This window comes from Pseudoalteromonas sp. SCSIO 43210, assembly GCF_054133285.1.
Map to the genome: position 1 here is coordinate 687,592 of NZ_CP087225.1, position 15,818 is coordinate 703,409.

General features: G+C 41.8%; 15 protein-coding genes, 3 tRNA genes and 1 riboswitch. Of the genes, 12 read left to right on the forward strand and 6 right to left on the reverse strand.

Translation table 11 applies throughout. The annotated features are described in order from the left end of the window. Positions 1-322: 322 nt before the first annotated feature. The gene (locus LOS73_RS03010) at positions 323-2,440 is read right to left on the reverse strand and encodes a TonB-dependent receptor (RefSeq protein ID WP_457934455.1); all 2,118 of its coding nucleotides are present in this window, start codon (positions 2,438-2,440) and stop codon (positions 323-325) included. Between the two features lie 84 nt (positions 2,441-2,524). Between LOS73_RS03010 and LOS73_RS03015 the strand changes: the two genes are divergently transcribed. The 8 genes from LOS73_RS03015 to LOS73_RS03050 all read left to right on the forward strand — a co-directional run bounded on the left by LOS73_RS03015 (position 2,525) and on the right by LOS73_RS03050 (position 10,201). Further along, entirely contained in the window at positions 2,525-2,923 is a 399-nt protein-coding gene (locus LOS73_RS03015) for an acyl-CoA thioesterase (protein ID WP_007378757.1), read from the forward strand. A 126-nt stretch (positions 2,924-3,049) separates the two neighbouring features. Further along, positions 3,050-3,448: an META domain-containing protein gene (locus LOS73_RS03020; RefSeq protein ID WP_033031959.1), complete on the forward strand. Its 399-nt coding sequence runs from the start codon at positions 3,050-3,052 to the stop codon at positions 3,446-3,448. Between the two features lie 106 nt (positions 3,449-3,554). After that, a riboswitch (TPP riboswitch) is annotated at positions 3,555-3,669 on the forward strand. A gap of 141 nt (positions 3,670-3,810) precedes the next feature. Further along, positions 3,811-5,763, forward strand: coding sequence for a phosphomethylpyrimidine synthase ThiC (thiC, locus tag LOS73_RS03025; RefSeq protein ID WP_234047867.1), 1,953 nt, complete (start codon positions 3,811-3,813; stop codon positions 5,761-5,763). A gap of 106 nt (positions 5,764-5,869) precedes the next feature. After that, entirely contained in the window at positions 5,870-6,871 is a 1,002-nt protein-coding gene (locus LOS73_RS03030; protein WP_033031963.1) for an FAD-dependent oxidoreductase, read from the forward strand. A gap of 7 nt (positions 6,872-6,878) precedes the next feature. After that, complete coding sequence (gene thiS, locus LOS73_RS03035; protein ID WP_002960781.1) at positions 6,879-7,073, forward strand: sulfur carrier protein ThiS; 195 nt, start codon at positions 6,879-6,881, stop codon at positions 7,071-7,073. Between the two features lie 5 nt (positions 7,074-7,078). Beyond that, the gene (locus LOS73_RS03040; protein ID WP_033031965.1) at positions 7,079-7,870 is read left to right on the forward strand and encodes a thiazole synthase; all 792 of its coding nucleotides are present in this window, start codon (positions 7,079-7,081) and stop codon (positions 7,868-7,870) included. Positions 7,871-7,880: 10 nt separating this feature from the next. Then, on the forward strand, positions 7,881-9,416 hold the full coding sequence (thiE, locus tag LOS73_RS03045; RefSeq protein ID WP_033031967.1) for a thiamine phosphate synthase: 1,536 nt from the start codon (positions 7,881-7,883) through the stop codon (positions 9,414-9,416). A 35-nt stretch (positions 9,417-9,451) separates the two neighbouring features. Further along, a complete protein-coding gene (locus LOS73_RS03050) occupies positions 9,452-10,201 on the forward strand; it encodes a HesA/MoeB/ThiF family protein (RefSeq protein ID WP_457934456.1) in 750 nt (249 codons plus the stop codon). An 869-nt stretch (positions 10,202-11,070) separates the two neighbouring features. Here LOS73_RS03050 and asd read toward each other — a convergent pair. Both asd and rsgA read right to left on the reverse strand, forming a co-directional pair. Further along, a complete protein-coding gene (asd, locus tag LOS73_RS03055; protein WP_007378748.1) occupies positions 11,071-11,937 on the reverse strand; it encodes an archaetidylserine decarboxylase in 867 nt (288 codons plus the stop codon). A 15-nt stretch (positions 11,938-11,952) separates the two neighbouring features. After that, positions 11,953-13,011 (reverse strand): small ribosomal subunit biogenesis GTPase RsgA, encoded by a 1,059-nt coding sequence (gene rsgA, locus LOS73_RS03060; RefSeq protein WP_007378747.1) that lies wholly within the window; start codon positions 13,009-13,011, stop codon positions 11,953-11,955. Between the two features lie 120 nt (positions 13,012-13,131). Here rsgA and orn point away from each other — a divergent pair, with 120 nt between their 5' ends. From orn to LOS73_RS03080, 4 genes are all read left to right on the forward strand, one after another. Further along, positions 13,132-13,677, forward strand: coding sequence for an oligoribonuclease (orn, locus tag LOS73_RS03065; RefSeq protein ID WP_007378746.1), 546 nt, complete (start codon positions 13,132-13,134; stop codon positions 13,675-13,677). A 105-nt stretch (positions 13,678-13,782) separates the two neighbouring features. Beyond that, positions 13,783-13,858, forward strand: a tRNA-Gly gene (locus LOS73_RS03070). Between the two features lie 43 nt (positions 13,859-13,901). After that, a tRNA-Gly gene (locus LOS73_RS03075) sits at positions 13,902-13,977 on the forward strand. Positions 13,978-14,020: 43 nt separating this feature from the next. Next, positions 14,021-14,096, forward strand: a tRNA-Gly gene (locus tag LOS73_RS03080). Between the two features lie 230 nt (positions 14,097-14,326). Here LOS73_RS03080 and LOS73_RS03085 read toward each other — a convergent pair. From LOS73_RS03085 to LOS73_RS03095, 3 genes are all read right to left on the reverse strand, one after another. Next, positions 14,327-14,755 carry a secondary thiamine-phosphate synthase enzyme YjbQ gene (locus LOS73_RS03085; protein ID WP_008135799.1) on the reverse strand — a complete coding sequence of 143 codons (429 nt, stop codon included), beginning with the start codon at positions 14,753-14,755 and terminating at the stop codon, positions 14,327-14,329. Continuing rightward, positions 14,752-15,219 (reverse strand): chemotaxis protein CheX, encoded by a 468-nt coding sequence (locus tag LOS73_RS03090; protein ID WP_007378744.1) that lies wholly within the window; start codon positions 15,217-15,219, stop codon positions 14,752-14,754. Before LOS73_RS03090 ends, LOS73_RS03085 begins: the two co-directional genes overlap by 4 nt. Positions 15,220-15,296: 77 nt before the next feature. Continuing rightward, a complete protein-coding gene (locus LOS73_RS03095; protein WP_033015589.1) occupies positions 15,297-15,734 on the reverse strand; it encodes a transcriptional repressor in 438 nt (145 codons plus the stop codon). Between the last annotated feature and the right edge of the window lie 84 nt (positions 15,735-15,818).

A 15,818-nucleotide genomic window follows, 5' to 3' on the forward strand; every position in this document is an offset into this window, starting at 1 on the left:
ACTTGTAGGCGCACAGCTTGCTGGCGCGTTAAAGCGAAGCCTTAAGGTCTTTTTATTTGGTTAGTTTAAAGTAATAAGAAGCTTCGCTTCTCACGTGAGCAAGCTCTACGTCTACAACACATTTTATTATTATTTATGTTTGATATGCAAAGAGTGTGATGCTTGACCTGTAGGTGCGAATTTACTTCGCGCTCATGTAATTTAACTTTATAAAAAAGCGAGGTATAAAACCTCACCTACAAATAAAAACACCGCGTTTAAATTAAACGCGGTGTTTTTTATTGCTTGCTGTAGCTTTCATTTGAAAGCCAACGGCTGTGCTTTACAGATTAAGTGTAAAGGTAACACCTGCTACACGAGGCTCACCTAATTGTGTGTAGGTATGTGTTGCGTAGCCATCTTGTGGGTCATTACCAAATTCAAAGCCACGTGTAGGGACTGTTTCGTCAAATACATTACGAGCCCATGCGCGTACTGCCCACATGTCTGCTTCATAGCCAAAGCTTAAATTAACTAAGTTACTGCTTGGTGCTTGTGAGTTGTGGCTATCAGAGAAGTAATAATCGTCCTTACCTTCAACACCAATCATACCGTAAAGCTCACTTGTAAAGTTATAACGAGCAGTAAACGCATACTGGTATTTAGGTGACTGTGCTTGTTCGCGACCGTCTTGATTTAAGCCTGATTGTGTTACAAAGTCGTCTATTTCAGTGTTTAAGTAACCAGCGCTACCTGTTAAAAACAGATTATCAGTTAGTTGGTAACTACCTTCAACTTCTAGTCCGTAATTGCTGCCAGAACTTGCGTTATCAACATAACCGGTAAATTGCTGACCTTCTACTTGCCATGCTTTTAACTGAATATCATCGCGGTGCATGTAAAATGCACCTAAGCGAAGTGTAAATTTGTCATCAAGTGATGAGCCTTTAACGCCGAATTCGCCACTCCATAAATATTCAGGGTCGAAACTGGTGTGCTGCTGGAAAAAATCAGCGCTTAGGTTTAAGCCTTCATCTTTCGCTTTAGCCAGTGCTTCTGAGTTAATACCACCGGCTTTGTAGCCACGCGTAATACTTGTGTAGATCATCGTACGATCAATTACTTGATACTCTAGCGCAATTTTACCGCCAACCATTACATCGTCAGTGTCTTGTATAAAGCCATTGCTATCGGTGTAGTCACCTTGGTATTGCTCTACACGTAAACCTGTAATGAGTGTTGTTTTAGAACCAATTGGAGTCGCTACTTGACCATATACTGCAACGTTACTGGTTTCGTAAGTTGAAGAAAACGGGCTTGCTAACCATGTGTATTGGCGCTCTAAATCAACATCACGGTTTTGGTAATAAATACCCGCAACCCAGTTACCTGTTTTAGAATTAAATTGTAAATCTACTGATTGGTCATCGCGATCGCGGCTGTAAAGATCGGTTGAGCTGTATCCATCAGGATGTAAGCCAGCAGCACATAAATTTGGCTCACTTGTATCGTTACAACCCCAGTCTTCGTCAAAGCTGTAAAGTAATTCGGAATCAATAGCCGATAGGTTTAGATTTACATCAAAAGCGTCAAAGCCCGTGTAAGTATTATTAACGCCTATTGCGTAGCTTTGTTGATTATCTTGGCCTGGTTCATCGGCAACACTATTGCGGCTGTTATCAAGCGTAAACGCATCGTAACCATTGTTTATATCAATATAGTGAAGGTTTAGCTCAGTATTTAAATGCTTTGTAAGCTGACTGTTTAATTTAAAACGCGCTACTTGCTCGTCTTGATTTTGTGTTTCGTCATTTAAGTACAGGTTATCTACGTAACCGTCTGACTTTCTGCGAAAGTAGCTAACGCGTGCGCTAGTGTCATCTGTTAAGCCTGTGCTTGCTGCAATGCCTGCTTCGCGTGTGTTGTATGTGCCAGCACCTACTTGTAATTTTAAACTTGGATCGCTTGTGGCTTTAGCTGAACCCATTTGGATCATGCCGGCCATACCGTCTGCGCCAAAGCGAGTGCCTTGTGGGCCGCGATAAATTTCTACTTGGTCTATATCAAATAATAATGAGCTGCCACCAAGGCCAGAATAGTTAATACCATCAATAACTAAACCAACTGATGGATTAATCGGGTCTACAAATTGTGAGCGAAGCCCCACGCCACGGATTTGGATATAGCGTCCGCGCGACGCGCCAGAAGTAAAGTTTACATTGGCGGTACTGCCTAATATTTCGTCTAAGTAACTTGCACCACGTAGATTAATTTCTTCTTCGCTGAATAAGCTTGCGCTTGCGCTTAAGGTTTGAATGCTTTCGCGTTGAAAATCGCCAGTTACAACAATTCTTTCTAGGTTGCTATCGTCAGCGTTAGCTGCAAGTGGTGCACCAAGCAGCGGTAAAAGTGCTGCGGTAATTAAAGACAAACGTAAGTTCATTAGGTTACTTAACTCCATTTTAGGGACTCGTATGGTAGCAATTATTTGAGCACATGTGCTATAAACTCGGCAATTATACGTTAAATAATTAGGATTATTAATATGACCTTTAAAGTTGACTTTAAAGTGCGTGATTACGAATGTGACTTACAAGGCATTGTAAATAACAGTGTGTATTTTAATTATTTGGAGCACGCTCGCCACGAATTTTTATACGCAAATGGTATTGATTTTGCTCAGTTAGCAAAAGATAAAATTAATCTAGTCGTGATGCGCAGTGAAATGGATTATAAGCATTCGCTCTTACCGGGTGATGAGTTTTATGTGGCTGTAGAGCCGCAGCGTATAAGTCGCCTTAAATTTGCATTTAAGCAAACGGTTGTTCGTAAATACGATGAAAAAGTAATGCTCAATGCACTAATAATAGGAACGTCGGTTAATGAAAAAGGCCGCCCATTTTTGCCTGATCAAATAGATAATGTATTCAAAACTACAACTTAGTGCGTAGTAGCGTAACTTTTGAACTATCATAGAACAAAAATTTACATTTTAAACATGCATTTTTAACGGATAAATCGCATAAATATTGTTATTATTACAGTAATTAGACAATTAGTTAGTAGTAGCATGAAATTAGCAGCAATACCGATGCTTATAATCGGTTTATGTGTTGGTTGCGCATCGACAGGGACGGTTACCAGTGAGCAGCTAAAATACACCCAATGGCAATTATCACGTGTTGATGGTTTAGCAATTCCACCTTCGTTTAATGCATCAATGAGTTTTATTGAAGCACTGCAAGTAAACGGTTTTGCTGGCTGTAACAAATTTTTTGGTGAAGGTTCGCTTGAAGAAAGTAACCTGACTGTAAGCAAGTTAGGTATGACGCGCAAGTCGTGCGGCAAAGAAATTGATGAGTTTGAGCAGCAGTTATTACAAGCCTTAAATCAAGGCGCAGAGCTTAAAATGCAAGACCAGCAATTAGTCATGCAAGGCGAGCAAACATTTGTGTTTATCCCTAAATAATTTTAAGTTTTTGAAAAACAGCCCCTTGCGGGCAGTTTTTAACTGACGTACACTCAGCGCAGATTTGATGAATAATATATCAAATTAATGAACAGAATTTATATATCAATACTTGTCGGAGTGCCAAAGCTAAGTAATTAGTTTTTGGCTGAGATCGCGAAAGCGGGATCCGTGAACCTGATCAGGTTAATACCTGCGTAGGGAACAAGCTGCCTAAAATGGGACGCTTGTGCGTCTTTTTTTATGCGCACAATAAAGTGATTTATTTTTTAGGCTGCAAAGTAGCATGTACGCTACTTTACGATCTTTCTCTATTCCTTTGGAATATCTGACAAGACAACCCTTAAGCAATGAGGCAAGTCATGTCAAACACTACAAATAAAGCGTCGCGCCGAGAAACTCGCGCTGCCGCGTCTGAATATATTTATAACTTAACGGGTCAACCGTTCCCAAATTCTCATAAAGTATACGTTGAAGGTACTCAACCAGGCGTGCGCGTTGGTATGCGTGAAATCACGTTAAGTGATACGTTTATTGGCGGTACAGATGAAAACCCTGTTTATGAGTCAAACGATCCGCTTCGCGTTTACGATACTTCGGGCCCGTATACCGATCCTAATTTTGAACTAGACGTGCGTAAAGGCTTACCAAAATTTCGTGAACAATGGATTGAAAACCGTGGTGACACTGAAATTTTAGAATCAGTGACGTCGCAGTTTTCGCAGCAGCGCATGGCAGATGAAGGGCTGGATCATATTCGCTTTGATCACTTGCCAAAAATTCGCCGTGGTGTCGCTGGTAAAAACGTAACGCAAATGCACTACGCACGCCAAGGGATTATTACTCCTGAAATGGAATACGTAGCCGTTCGCGAAAATATGGGACGTGCAGAAATTCGTAAAGAATTACTAGCCGCGCAGCATAAAGGCGAGTCGTTTGGTGCGAGTATTCCTGAATTTATTACCCCAGAGTTTGTACGCGACGAAATAGCCCGTGGTCGCGCTATTTTACCAAATAATATAAACCATCCAGAAACAGAGCCTATGATTGTAGGTCGTAACTTTTTAGTTAAAGTTAACGCCAACATTGGTAACTCGTCGGTCAGCTCATCTATTGAAGAAGAAGTAGAAAAAATGGTGTGGTCTACCCGCTGGGGGGCAGACACCGTGATGGACTTATCAACGGGTCGTTACATTCACGAAACCCGCGAATGGGTTGTGCGTAATTCGCCTGTACCTATTGGCACAGTACCGATTTATCAAGCGCTTGAAAAAGTAAACGGTGTGGCTGAGGATTTAACGTGGGAAATTTTTCGCGATACGCTAATTGAGCAAGCCGAGCAGGGTGTTGATTACTTTACTATTCATGCGGGTGTATTACTGCGTTATGTACCAATGACCGCTAAACGTGTAACCGGTATTGTGTCGCGCGGTGGCTCAATTATGGCTAAGTGGTGTTTAGCGCATCACAAAGAAAACTTTTTATACACGCACTTTGAAGACATTTGCGAAATTTTAAAACAATACGATGTGTGTTTTTCACTCGGTGATGGCCTTCGTCCAGGCTCTATTGCTGATGCCAACGATGAAGCGCAGTTTAGTGAGCTACGCACATTAGGTGAACTGACTAAAATTGCGTGGAAGCACGACGTACAAGTATTTATTGAAGGCCCAGGGCATGTGCCAATGCATATGATTAAAGCCAATATGGATGAGCAATTAAAGCATTGCGACGAAGCGCCATTTTACACTTTAGGCCCGTTAACGACCGATATTGCACCAGGGTACGATCATATCACCTCAGGTATTGGGGCGGCCCAAATAGCATGGTACGGCTGTGCAATGCTTTGTTATGTAACACCTAAAGAGCATTTGGGTCTGCCAAATAAAGAAGATGTCAAAGAAGGTTTAATTACTTACAAAATTGCAGCGCATGCCGCCGATTTAGCAAAAGGGCACCCTGGCGCGCAAGAGCGTGATAACGCCTTATCAAAAGCGCGTTTTGAGTTTAGATGGCATGACCAATTTAATATAGGTTTAGATCCAGACCGTGCTCGCGAGTATCACGACGAAACCCTTCCACAAGAGTCAGGCAAAGTGGCTCACTTTTGCTCTATGTGTGGCCCTAAATTTTGCTCTATGAAAATTAGCCAAGAAGTACGCGATTACGCTAAAGATTTAGAAACACGCGGTATTGATCCAAATGACGCTGGCGACGCTATTGAAATAAAAATGATTGATGTAGAAGCCGAAATGAAAGCTAAATCTGCCCAGTTTAAGCAAACAGGCTCAGAAATTTACCACAAAGCGGTATAGCAATAAGTTAGATACAGATGTAGGTGAGGTTTTATACCTCGCTTCTTTAAACATTGAAGAAGTGCGAGTGAGTTCGCACCTACTAATAACTGCTTTTGGAGGTTTTATGTTTTATAACATTGCTGTGGTGGGTTTTGGTTTAGCAGGGCGCTTAGCTGCCCTTGAGCTAAGTAAGTTGCATCATGTAACGGTGTTTGAAGCAGACGACGAGCAAACCCCAAATAGCGCCGGTAAAGTGGCAGCAGCAATGCTTGCCCCGCTTGCTGAGTCGGTATTGTGTGAGGCTGATTTAGCTTTAATGGGGCTTGATTCAATGAAACGCTGGCCGGGCATTATTGCAGAACTTGAAAGTGAAGTTTTTTTTCAGCAGCAAGGCACATTGGTCGTTGCGCATCAGCAAGATAAAGGCGATTTACAAAGCTTTACCCAGAGAATAAAGCCTATAGCAGGGCACAGCGCTCAGGCATTGAATGCTCAGCAAATAGCGCAGTTAGAGCCAGAGCTTGCTAATCGGTTTAACCAAGGTCTATTTTTACCCTGCGAGGGGCAAATAGATAACCAAGCCTTTTATAAAGCAAGTTTTACCATGCTCAACAAGCGCAAAGTTAAGTGTGTGTTTAACCAGCGCGTAACCATTAAAAACGGCGAAATAAATAATCGACCATTTGACTACATTATTGATTGTCGTGGGCTTGGTGCTAAAAGCGATAAACCGCTTAGAGGTGTGCGCGGTGAAGTAGCAAGGCTATATGCACCTGAAGTAAATTTAACGCGACCTGTGCGTTTAATGCATCCGCGTTACCCAATTTATATAGCGCCTAAACCTAATCATGAATATGTAATTGGTGCGACCGAAATAGAATCGCAAGATAGCGGCGCCGCAACAGTGCGATCAACTCTTGAGTTACTTTCAGCGGCTTATACCGTACACAGCGGATTTGCCGAAGCACGACTACTTAATATTCAAGCCGGATTACGCCCTGCATTTAGCGATAACCGCCCAGAAGTATCACAAGTTGGCAATGTAATTAGCATTAACGGCTTATATCGTCATGGTTATATGCTGGCACCGGCATTAGTGGCGCAAGTAGTTTCACGAATAGAGTGAGAATAAAATGAACATTACAATTAATGGCGAGCTACTTAATGTTAATAGCAAAGCGCTCGTTGAGGTACTTCAAAGTTTTGGTGCAGTTGCGCCTTTTGCTGTGGCTGTTAATGGCGAATTTATTCCACAAAGTCGGCACAGTAACTATGTACTTAATGAAGGCGACAGTGTTGAGTTACTGTCACCCATTCAAGGCGGATAAAGCTCATGCAAACTAAAGACTGTTTAACTATTTATGGAGAGCAAATAAAGAGTCGTTTATTGATAGGCTCTGCGCTTTATCCGTCACCCGACATTATGACCCAATCGATAGTCGCCTCTGGCGCTGAAATTGTAACCGTGTCGCTTAGGCGCCAACAAAGTGCAGCAGCGGGTGATGACTTTTGGCAGTTAATAAAAAATACAGGTTTAAAAATACTCCCTAATACCGCAGGGTGCCACAGCGTTAAAGAAGCTATAACGCTTGCAAAAATGTGCCGAGAGGTATTTGCCACCGACTGGATTAAGCTAGAGCTGATTGGCGATGATTACAATTTACAGCCTGACCCTTTTGCGTTACTTGAAGCGACAAAAATATTAATTAATGATGGCTTTAAAGTATTACCTTATTGCACCGATGACTTAGTACTTTGCCAGCGCTTAAATGAGCTAGGGTGTGAGGTGCTTATGCCGTGGGGTGCGCCAATAGGCACGGGTAAGGGCTTGTTAAATAGTTATAATTTAAAAACTATTCGAGAGCGCTTACCCGATACCACATTAATAGTAGATGCAGGTTTAGGTTTGCCATCGCATGCCTGCCAAGCACTCGAAATGGGGTATGATGCGGTATTATTAAATTCAGCCATTGCAGGGGCGGGTTGCCCAATTACTATGAGCCGCGCATTTAAAGGCGCAGTTGAAGCAGGGCGCTTTGCATATCAAGCAAAAGCGATGCCGGAAAAAGACGTTGCAGCCCCATCAACCCCAACAATGGGTATGCCATTTTGGCATCAGCAGTGAAGGAAAGAATATGAATAACGTAGTATGGACAATTGCCGGTTCTGATTCTGGCGGCGGTGCCGGTATTCAAGCTGATATAAAAGCAATGCAAAGTTTTGGTGTACATGGCTGCACGGCAATCACGGCGCTTACTGCACAAAATAGTTTAGGCGTAGAGGCTATTAATGCAGTGTCTACCGATATTATTGAATCGCAGTTACTAGCGCTTGAAAAAGACATGAAAGCCAAAGTGATAAAAATTGGCATGTTAGCCAATGTGCAGCAAATTCAGTTGATCAGCGAACATATAAGCCACTATAAAGCTAAGTGGCCTGCGCCTCCCGTTATTGTATATGACCCTGTTGCTATTGCCTCAAGCGGTGACTTACTAACAGAAGAAGACACCGTCAGCGCAATAAAAGAATGTTTACTGCCGCTGGTTGATGTAATAACCCCAAACACCCACGAAACACAGTTATTAACCGGTGTGTATTTAATTGGCCCAGCTGCAATAAAAGAAGCGGCTAATAAGCTATTAAGCTGGGGTGCAAAAGCCGTTGTTATTAAAGGCGGACATTGGGATTACCCAAGTGGCTACTGCATTGACTATTGTATTGATAGTAATACACAAAATGGTGAAGAATATTGGTTAGGCAATCAAAAAATACAAACACCGCATAACCACGGCACCGGGTGTAGCATGGCTTCGGTAATTGCTGCGTGTTTAGCTAAAGACTACCCATTAAAAGATGCCTTCATTTTAGCTAAAGCATATATAAACCAAGGGCTAAAGCAGTCTGTTCGATACGGCGAGGGGATTGGACCGGTTGCTCAGACCTCGTTTCCCACTAATTTAGCTGACTACCCACAAGTAATTGAGCCAGGTAGCTGGCTGGGCGATGAACTAGATTTCGATGTGCCGCTTGATTTTAATATGGCTGCTGATTTTGCACCTTGTGAAAGTAAATCGCTGGGCTTATATGCGGTTGTTGATAGCACCGATTGGTTAGAAAAGTGCTTACAACAAGGCATTAAAACAGCGCAGTTACGCGTTAAAAATAAAACGCAAGATGAGCTTGATGGGCTCATTAAGCATGCTGTTGAGCTGGGCAAGCAATACAACGCACAGGTATTTATAAATGACTACTGGCAGTTAGCTATTAAGCACGGTGCATATGGCGTGCATTTAGGGCAAGAGGATTTAGACATTGCTAATTTAGCGGCAATTAAAGACGCTGGGCTAAGGCTTGGGCTTTCTACTCATGGTTTTTATGAAATGCTACGTGCGCATAATTATCGCCCTAGTTATATGGCATTTGGTGCTATTTACCCAACCACCACCAAAGACATGACAGGGCAAATACAAGGTCTTGAAAAGCTGATTAAATTTGTGCCGCTTATGCAAAGCTACCCAACAGTAGCAATAGGTGGGATTGATTTAAGCCGTGCTGAGCAGGTAGCTAAAACAGGCGTAGGCAGTGTTGCCGTAGTGCGTGCGATTACCGAGGCTGATAATTACGTAGAGGCTATAAGCGCTCTGCAAGTGGCCATAAGCAGTGCCAATTAAAACTAACAAGGGTAATACTAATAAGGCTGATAAACGTGAGTGAGCTAAGCGATAAAGAAACCCTGCGTTACAGCCGCCATTTATTGCTTGAAGAAGTTGGGCTTGAAGGGCAGTTAGCACTTAAATCCTCAACGGTTTCAGTAGTTGGGGCTGGTGGTTTAGGTAGCCCAGCACTTTTATATTTGGCCGCTGCGGGTATTGGAACGCTTATTTTAATTGACGATGATGAGGTTGAGCTTTCAAACTTACAGCGCCAAGTGCTTTATAAAATAAACCACTTAGGGCAAAGCAAGGTCGCTGCAGCGGGTAAAGTATTAGCGAGCCTGAATAATCAAATAAACATAGTAACGCATTGTCAAAAGCTAGATGAGAGTAATGCCACTAATATTCTAAAAGGTGCTGACATAGTACTTGATTGCTCTGATAACTTTAGTACTCGCTATAGTGTTAATCGTTATTGTATTGCTAATAAAACACCGTTAATTTCTGGTGCTGCACTCGCAACCAAAGGGCAGTTAATGGGCTTTGATTTTAGGCAAAGTGATAGCCCATGTTATGGCTGTGTTTTTCCACAAAGCGAAGCTACACCGGTTATAAATTGCAGTAACGCAGGAGTAATTAGCCCGCTACTTGGTGTAATAGGCTCTATGCAGGCGCAACTTACGCTCAATTTATTGCTGGGGCATGCAGAGGGATGTATGTTTATAACCTTCGATGCGCTTACTTTAAAGCAACAGCATTTTAAAGTGATTAAAGATTCAGAGTGTAAAGAGTGTGGTAAATAGGTTTTGAAGGGGCTTGTGCCTGTTACTACATGTGGCTTTAAGAAACTAAAAGCTGCGCTTTTAACGTGAGCAAGCTCTACGTCTACAACGCATTAAACTTCTGCACCAAACTGTAGACGCACAGCTTGCTGGCGTGATGGGCGAAGCCCATAAAAACATAAACGATGCAGCCTGCAATTACATATAAACCAAAAGCGGCGCTTTTAACGTGAGCAAGCTCTACGTCTACAACACATCAAAACTTCTTCACCAAACTGTAGACGCACGGCTTGCTGGCGTGATGGGCGAAGCCCATAAAAATATAAACGATGCAGCTTGCAATTACATATAAACCAAAAGCTGCGCTTTTCACGTGAGCAAGCTCTACGTCTACAACACATCAAAATTTTTGCACCAAGCTTGTAGACGCACAGCTTGCTGGCGTGATGGACGAAGTCCATAAAGATATAAACGCTATAAGCCTGCAATTACATATAAACCAAAAGCTGACGCTTTTAACGTGAGCAAGCTCTACGTCTACAACATATCAAATTTTTGCACCAAGCTTGTAGACGCACAGCTTGCTGGCGTGATGGGCGAAGCCCATAAAAACATAAACGATGCAGCCTGCAATTACATATAAACCAAAAGCTGACGCTTTTCACGTGAGCAAGCTCTACGTCTACAACATATCAAAACTTCTGCACCAAACTGTAGACGTACAGCTTGCTGGCGTGATGGGCGAAGTCCATAAAAATATAAACGCTATAGCCTACAATTACTTATAAACCAAAAGCGGCCCTTTTCGCGTGAGCAGGCTTTACGCCTTCAAAAATAAAAAACCGCGTTAATTAAACGCGGTTTTTTTAATTTCTAATTAACGATTTATTTTAGTCGTTAATTTTTGCAAACGCAGTACCTAAGCGAGTAACCACTTCTGGTAGTTGATCGTCCAGTATTTCAGCCTTATCAGCACCCCATGCAAGTACCACAGTAGAGCCTAATTTAAAGCGACCCATTTCTTCACCCTTTTTAAGCGTGATAGCGTTATCGCCAGTGGTTGGGTATTTCCAACTAAATACATCGCTACCAGCTGGTGGCGTGACAGTACCTGCCCAAATAGTTTCTATGCTGGCTACAATTGTTGCGCCAACAAGTACCATAGCAAGCGGACCAATCTCAGTTTCAAAAATTGCGACTACTCGTTCATTACGTGCAAACAAGTTAGGCACGTTTTGCGCTGTAAGTGGGTTTACTGAAAATAAATCACCTGGCACGTAAATCATTTTGCTTAGTGTGCCATCAATTGGCATATGAATACGGTGGTAATCTTTAGGTGCTAAATAAATGGTGGCAAACTTACCGCCTAAAAATGGTGTTGTATCATCTTGTGAGCCGCCTAGTAGCGCTTGTAAGCTGTAATCGTGACCTTTAGCTTGTATTAGCTGTCCGTCAACAATATCGCCTAGCTGGCTGATTGCACCATCCACTGGATGAGTGATGATATTGCTATCTTCTACCATTGGGCGCATGCCGTCTTTTAGAGGGCGAGTAAAAAATTCATTAAAGCTTTTATAATGAGCCGGATCTGGGTATTGGGCTTCGCTCATATCTACTTTATATTGCTTAATAAATAGTTTAATTAAAGTCGTTGTTAAAGCACCTGCTTTAGCTGCGGCTAATTTTCCCACTACGCGTGAAATAAAATGTTTTGGCATTGCGTACTGCATTGCGATTTTAAATTTGTCTAAACTCACAGTATTTATCCTAAATTATACGCGAGGCGCACGGGCGCCTGCACGGCCATCGGCCATTGTTTCTAAAATTCGGTGGTAGCTGTCAAAGCGCAATTGAGAAATTCTTCCATCGGCTACAGCTTCTTTAACTATACAGCCAGGATCGTTTAAATGTTTACAGTCTCTAAAGCGGCACCCGCCTATAAATTCTCTAAACTCTTTAAAACACCACGTTACACGCTCAACATCTAAATGCCATAAACCAAATTCACGAATTCCTGGTGAATCGATTAGGTTACCGCCACTTGGTAAATGGTGAAGGCGTGAAACAGTTGTTGTATGCTGGCCTAGGCCGCTGTTTTCAGATACTTCTTTAGTTAATATTTCAGCGTTAGGTAATACAGTGTTAACGAGGGTTGATTTACCCACACCACTTTGACCAACAAAAATGTTATTTTTACCAACAAGTACTTCTTTTAATTCATCAATACCATTGCCCGATATATTACTAACAAGGAGTACTTGGTAATCAAGTTTACGGTAGATATCGAGAACTTTTTGTATTTCACTAAGACCAGCATCATCAATTAAATCTATTTTATTGAGTACTAAAATTGGCTCAATACCCATATCTTCACAGGCTATTAAATAGCGGTCGATAATACTTGGGGTAAACTCAGGTAGTACCGCCGATACCATGAGTATTTGATCAATGTTAGCTGCAATAACTTTTACACCATCGTAAAAGTCAGGGCGGGTAAGTTGTGAGCGACGCTCTTGCGTGGCTTCAATTACTCCGGCTAAATCACCTTCACTTACTTTGGCACGGCGAAACAATACCTCATCACCACACACTAAATTTGACACGGTACGGCGTATATTACAACGCAGTACATCGCCGTTCTGTGTTTCGACATCGGCGTGTTGGCCAAAACGACTGATCACAATTGCGCTCTCGACCTGACCTAAATTATCGGTTTGCCATTCTTGCGCGCCTTTTTTAGCTGGTTTTGAGTCTGCGCTATTAATGCGCTTTTGGTGATTGGCCTTGATCTGACGCGATTGGCCTTTACTTAATTTTTTCTGTTTTGCCACTGGAGGCCTATAACCTTAGTTAAATGTCGCTTTTCCTAAAAAAAGCTTTAGCTCGACGGTTGATGCTAATATGATATATCGAAATGCGTTGGATCTAAAGGAAAGCACCGCTTAGGTATTATGACTATTAATAAATCAAATTTAATTTGGCTCGATCTTGAAATGACCGGACTCGAACCAGAGACCGATAAAATACTCGAAATTGCGACGGTTGTCACTGACGCAGACCTGAATATATTAGCCGAAGGGCCAACTATAGCTATTCATCAAAATGATGAATTACTAAATGGTATGGACGAGTGGTGTACGACTCAGCATGGTAAATCGGGGTTAACAGCGCGCTGCAAAGCAAGTACCTTCGATGAAGAGCATGCTGTAGCGCAAACGTTAGATTTTTTAAAACAGTGGGTGCCTGCGGGTGTATCACCAATGTGTGGTAATTCAATTGGGCAAGATCGTCGCTTTATGAATAAATACATGCGTGAACTTGAAGACTTTTTCCATTACCGAAATCTCGACGTAAGTACTATTAAAGAATTAGCACGTCGCTGGAAACCTGAAGTGCTTGCTAAAGTGAACAAAAAAGGCTCACACCTTGCTTTGGACGATATTAAAGATTCGATTATGGAATTAAAAATCTATAGAGAAAATTTCTTTAATTTGTAAAAAACACTTGCAAACACTCCGTATTATTGTAGAATCCTGCCCCGCTCAAGACGATAACCCACGCGGGGTTAGTGTGTTTGAGTGATTGAATTACCATCAATAAATGCGGTACTAGCTCAGTTGGTAGAGCGCGACCTTGCCAAGGTCGAGGTCACGAGTTCGAGCCTCGTGTACCGCTCCAATTTCTAACCAAAAGAAATTGTAGTGTTGAATGAAAATATAATGCGGTACTAGCTCAGTTGGTAGAGCGCGACCTTGCCAAGGTCGAGGTCACGAGTTCGAGCCTCGTGTACCGCTCCAATTTCTAACCAAAAGAAATTGTAGTGTTGAATGAAAATATAATGCGGTACTAGCTCAGTTGGTAGAGCGCGACCTTGCCAAGGTCGAGGTCACGAGTTCGAGCCTCGTGTACCGCTCCAATCTTTTTATATCCTTAAAGTTTCTGTATTAAAAATCACAAATAAAATTATAATTTAAAGTCTCTCTTATCTATTTTATTGCATATGTAATACTCAGCATTGAAGTTTTGGTTGTTAGAAGCTATCGCTTCTTGCGTGAGCTCTGCGCCTACAATAAAGGTATTGTACTTTGAAGTTATGAGGTATGAGTGAGGTAGGAGGAGTCAATAATTTAAAACCTGAAGCTTTTATTAAAGCCGCTCCCCCTGAATCGTTGCTATAATACGCCTAGCGCCACCAGAGTTGCGATGTTCACCTAAGTAAATACCTTGCCATGTACCTAGTGCTAAATACCCATTAGAAATAGGAATAGTTAACTCACAGCCCAATGTGCTGGTTTTAATATGTGCGGGCATGTCGTCATCGCCTTCATAATCATGGCGGTAATAAGGCTGGCATTCAGGAACGAATTTATTGAAATGGCTTTCCATATCCATACGCACCGTAGGATCGGCATTTTCGTTTATAGTAAGGCTAGCGGAGGTATGTTGGATGAATAAGTGTAACAAGCCTACTGTGTAAGTAGTAAGTTCAGGGAGTTGAGACAATATTTCGTCGTCAATTAGATGAAAACCCCGCGAGCGAGGTTTTAATACTATGACCTTTTGTTGCCAACTCATAGCTTATCGAAACTAACTTCAATATTTGCATTACCAGCATCGCTAGTGAATGGCATGATGATTTTTTTACCTTGGCTTTTATGGGTAATTGTATGCCCTTTCCCTGATACGACAATAGGTGTTGCCATATCAAAATCAAAGCCTTTTTCACCTAATAAATTTTTAGCGCCACCGGTAACCATATTAGTAATTTCGCCGACCATATCGGTTACTTCTTCATCAATTGAATCAGGGCGTTCGCCTAGCATGCGTTCCATAATAGTTAATGCAAGCTCTTCATCAAAGGTAATTGAAAATGAACCTTTAGTTTGTGGGCCTACCATGCCAATAAGGCCAGACACATCACCACAGGCTATTTCATCTGTTTTGATACGTGGCTTACCTGGCTTTAATTGAGTTTGAGCCATGGTACTTAATACATTTATCAAAGAAGATAAAAAAGGATTGATGAACTCTACATTCATATTGCTTACTCTTAAATTGATACTATGAAAATGACTATAATTATATTAAGTATAGCCAATATGGGTAACTTTGAGGGCTAGGATGTCCTACAAGAATCACATTTTCCATGTGCTTCGATAGTTTGTCCTGAAACAACAAATCCACCCTCAGCCGCTAAGTTATTAAGCTCATGCGAAATAACGGTAGAGTGTAACTCTTTTACAAAACCACAAGTATCGCAAATTAATAACTGTACGGGATGAATATGATCAAAATGATGACACAGCATAAATGCATTTGTGCTTTCAATTTTATGAATAAAGCCTAGTTCGGCCAAAAAATCTAAGGCGCGATATATAGTGGCGGGTTTAGCACCTGACTCAGTTACTTTTAATTGTTCAAGTAAGTCATAGGCCCCCACGCCACCTTGGGCACTAGCGAGTAAGCGAAATACTTTCTCACGAATGGGTGTGAAACGTGCGCCACGGTTATCACATACTTGTTTTGCTTTACCTACGAGTGATTCTATATTCATCATTCTCTTATCCTTACGCTACCGTGATATACTAACATACTGTGTTGTAGTTGCAGCGTTTTTATTAGACGCTTTTTATCTAGG

Excerpts from the sequence above, each read along its gene's own strand:
- LOS73_RS03010 (WP_457934455.1), bottom strand. The coding sequence starts at position 2,440 with ATGGAGTTAAGTAACCTAATGAACTTACGTTTGTCTTTAATTACCGCA.
- LOS73_RS03015 (WP_007378757.1), top strand. The coding sequence starts at position 2,525 with ATGACCTTTAAAGTTGACTTTAAAGTGCGTGATTACGAATGTGACTTA.
- LOS73_RS03020 (WP_033031959.1), top strand. The coding sequence starts at position 3,050 with ATGAAATTAGCAGCAATACCGATGCTTATAATCGGTTTATGTGTTGGT.
- thiC (WP_234047867.1), top strand. The coding sequence starts at position 3,811 with ATGTCAAACACTACAAATAAAGCGTCGCGCCGAGAAACTCGCGCTGCC.
- LOS73_RS03030 (WP_033031963.1), top strand. The coding sequence starts at position 5,870 with ATGTTTTATAACATTGCTGTGGTGGGTTTTGGTTTAGCAGGGCGCTTA.
- thiS (WP_002960781.1), top strand. The coding sequence starts at position 6,879 with ATGAACATTACAATTAATGGCGAGCTACTTAATGTTAATAGCAAAGCG.
- LOS73_RS03040 (WP_033031965.1), top strand. The coding sequence starts at position 7,079 with ATGCAAACTAAAGACTGTTTAACTATTTATGGAGAGCAAATAAAGAGT.
- thiE (WP_033031967.1), top strand. The coding sequence starts at position 7,881 with ATGAATAACGTAGTATGGACAATTGCCGGTTCTGATTCTGGCGGCGGT.
- orn (WP_007378746.1), top strand. The coding sequence starts at position 13,132 with ATGACTATTAATAAATCAAATTTAATTTGGCTCGATCTTGAAATGACC.
- LOS73_RS03085 (WP_008135799.1), bottom strand. The coding sequence starts at position 14,755 with ATGAGTTGGCAACAAAAGGTCATAGTATTAAAACCTCGCTCGCGGGGT.
- LOS73_RS03090 (WP_007378744.1), bottom strand. The coding sequence starts at position 15,219 with ATGAATGTAGAGTTCATCAATCCTTTTTTATCTTCTTTGATAAATGTA.
- LOS73_RS03095 (WP_033015589.1), bottom strand. The coding sequence starts at position 15,734 with ATGAATATAGAATCACTCGTAGGTAAAGCAAAACAAGTATGTGATAAC.